Below are 1,304 nucleotides of genomic sequence, written 5' to 3'. Positions count from 1 at the left end.
TGGAGCGCCCCGGGTTGGGTGGAGGCCCTGAAACCTGGAAGGGTGAGGGGCTATGGCACCCCCGAGAAAGTACTCCGTTGAGCTGCGTGAACGCGCGGTCCGTATGGTCTTTGAGCTGCGCGAGCAGACAGGTGAGCGGACCGGGACGATCGCCCGTGTCGCCGACCAGCTCGGGGTGCACCGTGAGGCGTTGCGGACCTGGATCCGGCAGGTCGAGGTCGATGGCGGGCAGCGTCCAGGGACTACGACCAGCGATGCGCAAAGGATCGCCGAGCTGGAGCGCGAGAACCGCGAGTTGCGGCGGGCGAACGAGATCTTGAAGGCCGCCAGCGCGTATTTCGCCCGGGAACTCGACCCGAAACTGCCGCGCTAGTCGAGTTCATCGATTCCCACCGGGAGCAGTTCGGAGTGGACCCGATCTGCGCGGTGCTGGAGTGTGCGCCGTCGACGTATTGGGCGGCCAAGAAACGCGAGCTGCAACCGTCGGCTCGTGCGGTGCGTGACGAATGGTTGAAGAAGGAGATCGTGCGGGTGTGGGAAGGTCCGGGCCGGCGGGTGTACGGGGCGCGGAAGGTGTGGACGCACCTGAATCGTGAGGAAGTGCAGGTTGCCCGGTGCACGGTGGAGCGGCTGATGCGCGAGTTGGGCATCGCCGGGGTGTGCGCGTCCCGAAAGCGGCCCCGGACCACGGTGGCGGGCGTGGAGCGTCCGGGTGACCTGCTGGAACGCGACTTCACCGCGGATGCCCCCAACAGGCGGTGGGTGGCTGACATCACCTATGTCGACACCGCCGCCGGGTGGGTGTACGCCGCGTTCGTGCAGGACTTGTTCTCTCGGGCGATTGTGGGGTGGCAGGTCTCCGATCACTTGGGTGCCGAACTGGCATTGGATGCGCTGGAAATGGCGATCTGGTCGCGTGGTGGTATCGACGACGGCCTGGTGCATCACAGCGACAGGGGTGTGCAATATACGGCGATCCGGTACGCCGAGCGGCTGGACCAGATCGGCGCGGCCCGTTCGGTCGGCAGCAAGGGCGATTCCTACGATAACGCCGCCGCCGAGTCGCTCAACAGCCTCTACAAGAAGGAACTCATCGACTTCCACAGAGGCTGGGAAAACGTCATGGACGTGACGCTCGCCACAATGGAATGGGTGGCGTGGTACAACACCGAAAGGATACATTCTTACTGCGGGAACATTCCCCCGCGCGAGTACGAGGAAGCGTTCAACCGGTCACGTGGCACAGCGACCTAGACCGGCTGAGAACCAACAATCTGAGCCTCCAACATCGCCGGGGCGGTCCA

1 protein-coding gene and 1 other annotated feature are annotated in these 1,304 nt (G+C 64.8%); the gene reads left to right on the top strand.

All coding sequences use genetic code 11. From position 1 onward, the window contains the following. The first annotated feature begins 52 nt into the window (after positions 1-52). A protein-coding gene (locus ETD96_RS43955; RefSeq protein ID WP_240808654.1) for an IS3 family transposase occupies positions 53-1,254 on the top strand; the annotation gives its coding sequence in 2 pieces (ribosomal slippage) (positions 53-338 and positions 338-1,254; 1,203 coding nt in all). Next, positions 331-444, top strand: a sequence feature (AL1L pseudoknot). It overlaps the preceding gene by 114 nt. Positions 1,255-1,304 lie beyond the last annotated feature (50 nt).

The organism is Actinomadura geliboluensis (assembly GCF_005889745.1).
GTDB classification, from domain to species: Bacteria; Actinomycetota; Actinomycetes; order Streptosporangiales; family Streptosporangiaceae; genus Spirillospora; species Spirillospora geliboluensis.
The sequence above is the reverse complement of the archived record's forward strand: the minus strand, read 5'-3'. Positions and strand labels throughout refer to the sequence as shown.